The organism is Methylobacterium sp. J-059 (genome assembly GCF_022829485.1).
Lineage (GTDB): Bacteria > Pseudomonadota > Alphaproteobacteria > Rhizobiales > Beijerinckiaceae > Methylobacterium.
Genome location: NZ_JAKSYA010000179.1, coordinates 1 through 5,783, shown reverse-complemented (window position 1 = coordinate 5,783; position 5,783 = coordinate 1). Strand labels below are relative to the sequence as shown.

Sequence of the window (5,783 nt, the reverse complement as noted above, 5' to 3'; positions counted from 1 at the left end):
GCGAGATTACATTCCGGGGACGCGGTCAGGGGGTCCTGACCGGCTTCAAACTGCTACTCAGGGTGTGCCCGCACTGCTCACAGCGGAATGACAGGCGGGCGGCAGATATGGGCATCTGCCAGTGGTGCGCCTACGTGCCGTCGTTGCACGATGCGGAGCCCGCCGAGGCGGCCTGAAAACCAAAAAAGTAACACGCCAAAGCACGCAATGATTTTGCAGTGCAGCACGTTCGGCTGGTATGCCAAGCGTGACGCCCTACGAAATCACCATCCTCGCCGCTGGCATTCAGCGGACCTTAGTTCGCACAAACCGAGCGGGAGGCGGCATTGATGGGCGAGTCGGTCCTTCGTCGTTTTGAGGGCAAGCTGGGTCTGATCAGCTTCTGGATTGATGCTCCCGATAAGGGTGCCCTCAAGCGCTTAGGCGCCTATCTGAGCAGCGTACTCACCGAAATGATGGGGACGGGCGAAGTGGTGGCGTAGGCGGCCTACACGGCAGAGGGCGTGCTGACCAAGCCCGCTCCGGCCGTCAGTTTCGGTTTATCGAGAGCTTCTCTCGGTTGATCTGCCACGCCTACGGGATCGAGCGTCCCCAAGGCTTCAAGCGCGAGCTTCATTCGCGCTGGCATCGCGTCATTGATGACAAGCGGAAACGCTTCTACCAGCGCACGACGAACACCCACCTTGAATGGTGTTTGACGACCTGAGCTATAAAAATTAGTCCAAAGGGGCCCAATCACAGTCATAGCTCCCCGAGCCAGCTGCATACCAAGCATCGCGCATTTTAAGCAAATCTAATAACCTCTCTCAACCACACTACGGCGCACAGATTGCCTACTTCGTCTACGATCTCAAATCGCCGGCCATCGATCACTTTGCCTTCGCAAAGCCTTTCTGCGAGTAAATATCGCGTTGATGTACGAGTTTCTTATTTCGCCGATTTAACGTTGGGAAGGTCTGATCCGTCTGGATCTTCGATGAGATCGTCGCCATCACGCAGGTGAAGGTAGAAACGGGGCATCGAAGACCTCGATCTCTATTCGTCTGCTTTCAAGCGTCGTCAGCGAGCGGGTCTGCCTCATCGATCTGCTCACCCTGGTCATCACGAACCGGCGTCAGCTCGACCGGTGGGAACAACTCAGCCAATCCCTGAGCTACGCCGTAGAGGACAGGATCAGAGTCTGGGCCAGACAGGGGTACGCAGTGATCCCGATGTCGCATTTTGCGCTCTGCTACTGGTCTCGGAAGGAGGCCGGCGCAGGCCCCATCAATTTTAAGTTGAGATAGCTAATATGATCAAAAGATGGTTTCTACGCAATTGGTTCCACGCCAATCGCCTTGAAAAACCGTCGTAAAACAGCACCAGGGAATTGCTGCGACGCACAACCTACAAGCGTAGCCTTGATCAGTTGTGATCGATCCGCCAGACCTTTCACGAAGAAGAGCGCGCCGGTCTCCCGGTCACGCCCTGCTCGTCGCAGTCCAAATTGTCAGCGTCGATCTTAAGCGGTGCGCGCTTCGATCAGCTGCACCTGCACCACAGTCCACTTCCCACCACACGCCGTCGTGAGCCCCAGATCACCTGCGCCGGGCCAATACGCAGTGCATGGCCCAGATGCAGGATGCCGCAACGCGGTTGAGCCACCGTCAGACCGGATGCAGGTGTGATGTGCCGGCATTGGGCGCTGAGCGGCCTCAGGCCGTCTCGGCAGCCTTCTTACGGCCGCGGGCCTTCGGAGCTGCCTTAGACGCTTCTACGACCTTAGGCTTCCGACCACGGGTCTTGGGCTCCTCGGAGATCGTCTCTCCCGTATCAGCAGCCTTCGGAGCCGCCTTGCGCCGCTTCTGACCAAGACCGAGCGAATGCGCCAGGGCCGAGCGCTGCGCCGAGTAGTTAGCCGTCGTCATCGGATAATCGGCAGCCAAGCCGTATTTCGCCCGGTAGCTCTCGGGGGTAAGGCCCCGGATCGTCAGGTGCCGGCGCAACGTCTTGTAGAGCTTGCCATCCTCGAAGCTGATGAGCGCGTCCGGCGTGACCGACTTGCGGATCTGGGCCGCGGTTGGCTTTTCCGGACCAGCGGGCTCCGCGGGGGCTTCGTTGCTGAGGCCACCCAAAGCGGTATGCACGCTGGCGATCAGATTGTGCAGTTCGGCAACCGGCACGCTGTTGTTTGATACGAAGGCGGCAACGAGTTCGGCCGTCATCTCGATGCTGCGGCCTGTCAGTGTGTGTTCGGTCTCATCCATAACCAGCTGTCAATCCTATGCAACCTGCAGAAGCAGGCACCCTGCATATATCTCGCCAGAGTGGAAGTCTGCGACTAAAAATCCTTCTAAATTTCGTACGATCTACTTCTTAAGTCAGCCTTTCTGAACCATTCAACGGATATTCCATCGTCATTCGATGGACGAAACAGCATGGACGAACCTGATTACCCGCGGCAGTCTCCGCGCCGGGAGACGATGATCATCGGAGCAATCCGCACGGATGCCGGGGATGAGATCCCCTGTGTGGTGCGTGACGTTTCGAAGGAAGGTGCCCGGATCTCGGTCTCGCAAAAGGAACCGCTGACGGATTGTTTGGAACTTACGCTGCAAGGTTCTCAGCGGTCCGTGCGCATGTGTGTCGTGTGGCGCCGCGGTCCCTTCGTCGGGCTATCGATCCTCGGCATCACGACCCCCGTGACCGGTGGGGCCAGCGGCTAGGTACGTAGCGGCTTAGGGTCCGGACCCTAATTCGGCGGCATCCGTGCCTGGGCGTCCTGAAACTTTTTGCTGACCAGCGCCGTAGCGATACGCGACGAAAGTATCGTGTCCAGGCTGCAAGCCTTGATTTGAGTGCGCGCTGCTTACTGTAAAACTATCATAGTATATAAAATTAGTTTTCGAATGTAGGGAACGGCAATACGATAATGCTGTTGTTCAGTGGGTTGGATAATATGTTCACCTCCATAGGAGATCATGCATGAAAAACTTCGCTCTCGCCCTCACCGCCCTGGCCGCCCTCGGCGGCGTGGCGCTGGCCGCCGGCTCCGCATCGGCCGCCCCGATGGCCGTCAACGGCCTAAATTCCGATACCGGCGTGACTCAGGTCCGCATGATGCACGGCGACCGGATGATGATGAAGAAGCGCATGATGCGGAAGCGGATGATGAAGAAGCGCATGATGATGAAGCGTGGCATGTAATTTGAGGCGCCCTGTACTGCCGGAGGCCCTGATCCAGGGGCCTCCACCCTTTTAAAAAATCGCCCCGAGGGAGGCCGTTTGCCACGCACCTACCTGACGCGCTCAGCACCCGACACGGGCGAGGTCGAGACACGACGCTGGACGTTCCGGCACCCGGTCGTCATCCGCGTCACGCATTGGGTGAATGCGATCTGTCTCTTAGTGCTGCTGATGAGCGGCTTGCAGATCTTCAACGCTCACCCAGCCCTGTACTGGGGCAAGGTCTCGACCTTTGACACGCCGCTCCTGGCGATGTCCTCGACCGAAAACGATCCGCCCCAGGGCGTGACCACGGTCCTCGGGCGCACCTTCGATACCACCGGCTATCTCGGCTCGTCCGCCGGTGCCGACGGCGACCCAGCGGATCGCGGCTTCCCGTCCTGGCTGACCCTGCCGAGCGACCAGGACCTCACCGGCGGACGCAGCTGGCACTTCTTCTTCGCCTGGGCCTTCGTCCTGAACGGCGCCCTCTACCTGCTCTACGGCCTGTTCAGTGGGCAACTCCGGTTCCGGGTGATCCCGTCGCGCGACCAGGTCCGGCACTTCGGCGCCTCGGTCTGGGAGCACCTCACCCTGCGCTTCCCGCAGGGCGACGAGGCCAAGCGCTACAACATCATCCAGAAGCTCACCTACGCCCTCGTTCTGTTCGTGCTTCTGCCGTTGCAGGTACTGGCGGGCCTGGCGATGTCGCCAGCCATGGATGCGGCCTTTCCGTTCCTGCTGACCCTGTTCGACGGCCGGCAATCGGCGCGTACGGTGCACTTCGTCGTGGCGGCGCTGCTGGTCCTGTTCGTGATCGTGCACATCGCCCTGGTCCTGCTCTCGGGCTTTTGGAACAACATGCGCGGCATGGTGACCGGCTGGTTCGTGATCGAGCGCAAGGTCGAGCCGACCGGCGCCACGGGTGAGCCCCGGGCGTGAGACGCCCACCGAGCCGACGTTCCCTCCTAAAGGGGGCTTCCGCCGCATCCGCGGCGGCCATGCTTGGCGGGTGCGACCGCCTCGGCAACGCGGTGTGGTTCCAGCGAACGCTCAAGACCGGCGAGGACGCAAACCTGTTCGTCCAGCGCCTGCTCCTCACCGAACGCAGCCTGGCGCCAGAATACACCGAGGCCGACATCTCGCCGTGGTTCAAGCCGAACGGCACCGAGGACCCGCCGGACAAGGATTACAAGGCCTTGGCGAAAGGCAAGTTCGCCAAGTACCACCTGGAAGTCGGCGGCCTCGTGGAGGCTCCCTTCAAGCTGTCCCTAGCCGAGCTTCGCAAGCTACCGGCGCGCACCCAGATCACCCGGCACGATTGCGTCGGAGGATGGAGCGCTATCGGCAGGTGGACTGGGACGCCGCTCGCCGATCTCCTCACCCGGGCCAAGCTGAAGCCGGAGGCGCGCTACGTGGTGTTCCACTGCGCCGACACCATGGACCGGGGCGAGGACGATGGTGGTACGGACACCGCACAGGACGGCGGTCCCGAAGAGGCGGCGCCCGCGGGCAATGCCAACCCGGCTATGACCAAGCAGTCGGGCGGCGGGGAGAGTAAACGGAGCTCGGGCGGGCAGCAGGCGTCCGACGAAACCGCGGCCACCGCCGGCGAGCCTGTCCGCTACTACGAGAGCATCGACCTGGTGGACGCGTTCCACCCGCAGACCATCCTCGCCTACGACATGAACGGCAAGGCGCTTCCCGTCTCGAACGGCGCCCCGCTGCGCCTGCGCGCGGAACGCAACCTCGGCTACAAGCAGGCCAAGTACGTGATGCGCATCGAGGTGGTCGCGAGCCTTGCCGGCATCGGCGAGGGCAAGGGCGGCTACTGGGAGGATCAGGGCTACGCTTGGTATGCCGGCATCTGAGCCGTCTGCGCGCCGTCGGCTTCGGGACGTGAACCTGATTTCACGGGAGGCGGCGGAAGGTCAAAACGTGGCAGATATTTAACGACCGCTAGCCCCAATTTTTTGTCCAGGAGCGGACGGGCAGAACTTCGCCCGTTCCAATCATTTGACGCGGCTTCACCGAGAGCCTGAGAGCAGAAGTTCCCAAGGCCTGCAATGGGTCGGTAGCTGCCGGCCCTTGCCGTCGAGAAAACGGTCGGTTTTCCGTCGAACAGGCGGGTCAAAGACAGAAAATATTTGTAACAATATGCTTCAAATGATCTATAAAATAATTTGTAATGCAACCTGTGATTGATTTATATTACAGATTTGTGCTTTGAATATAGTCTCGGTACGCAGGAGCATTAATTTTGCTTTAGATATTCGCCTCTAGCGTTGGTTGACTGCTCCGAGTCCGCCGACGACGCTATGCTCTACCGCCCTATCTTTCCAGCCCGTGCGCGGCCGGTCCGAACGTTTCGTACGTTCGCAACCGCCACCGAGGGGGCCGCGGCGGTCGAGTTCGCCCTCGTGTCGCTGCCCTTCCTGGCGCTGGTCGGCGCGATCATCCAGATCGCGTTCGTGATCTGGGCCGGCCAGAACTTCGACCGCACCGTCCAGAACGCGGTGCGCGGCCTGTTCACCGGCCAGTTCCAGATCGCCAACAGCGGGACGACCAGCGCGGCGGTC

The 5,783-nt window shown here is 60.6% G+C and carries 8 protein-coding genes; 6 read left to right on the top strand and 2 right to left on the bottom strand.

Annotated elements, in window-relative coordinates; all coding sequences use genetic code 11:
- The first annotated feature begins 329 nt into the window (after window positions 1-329).
- Window positions 330-482, top strand: a complete 153-nt coding sequence (locus MKK55_RS27635) for a hypothetical protein (RefSeq protein ID WP_243938859.1) — start codon at window positions 330-332, stop codon at window positions 480-482.
- Between the two features lie 445 nt (window positions 483-927).
- Here the strand turns inward: MKK55_RS27635 and MKK55_RS29430 are convergent, their stop codons facing one another.
- Both MKK55_RS29430 and MKK55_RS27630 read right to left on the bottom strand, forming a co-directional pair.
- A complete protein-coding gene (locus MKK55_RS29430; protein ID WP_409566136.1) occupies window positions 928-1,020 on the bottom strand; it encodes a DUF6894 family protein in 93 nt (30 codons plus the stop codon).
- Window positions 1,021-1,694: 674 nt separating this feature from the next.
- Window positions 1,695-2,246, bottom strand: coding sequence for a MucR family transcriptional regulator (locus MKK55_RS27630; protein WP_243938857.1), 552 nt, complete (start codon window positions 2,244-2,246; stop codon window positions 1,695-1,697).
- Between the two features lie 171 nt (window positions 2,247-2,417).
- On the opposite strand from MKK55_RS27630, the gene MKK55_RS27625 reads away from it, so the two are divergent.
- From MKK55_RS27625 to MKK55_RS27605, 5 genes are all read left to right on the top strand, one after another.
- Entirely contained in the window at window positions 2,418-2,705 is a 288-nt protein-coding gene (locus tag MKK55_RS27625; RefSeq protein WP_243938854.1) for a PilZ domain-containing protein, read from the top strand.
- 259 nt (window positions 2,706-2,964) lie between these two features.
- Window positions 2,965-3,186 (top strand): hypothetical protein, encoded by a 222-nt coding sequence (locus MKK55_RS27620; protein WP_243938853.1) that lies wholly within the window; start codon window positions 2,965-2,967, stop codon window positions 3,184-3,186.
- Between the two features lie 78 nt (window positions 3,187-3,264).
- Window positions 3,265-4,146: a cytochrome b/b6 domain-containing protein gene (locus MKK55_RS27615; RefSeq protein ID WP_243938851.1), complete on the top strand. Its 882-nt coding sequence runs from the start codon at window positions 3,265-3,267 to the stop codon at window positions 4,144-4,146.
- Entirely contained in the window at window positions 4,143-5,075 is a 933-nt protein-coding gene (locus MKK55_RS27610; RefSeq protein ID WP_243938849.1) for a molybdopterin-dependent oxidoreductase, read from the top strand. The genes MKK55_RS27615 and MKK55_RS27610 overlap by 4 nt, the downstream gene beginning before the upstream one ends.
- A 447-nt stretch (window positions 5,076-5,522) precedes the next feature.
- The coding region (locus MKK55_RS27605) for a TadE/TadG family type IV pilus assembly protein (RefSeq protein ID WP_243938848.1) at window positions 5,523-5,783 on the top strand (261 nt) is incomplete at its 3' end.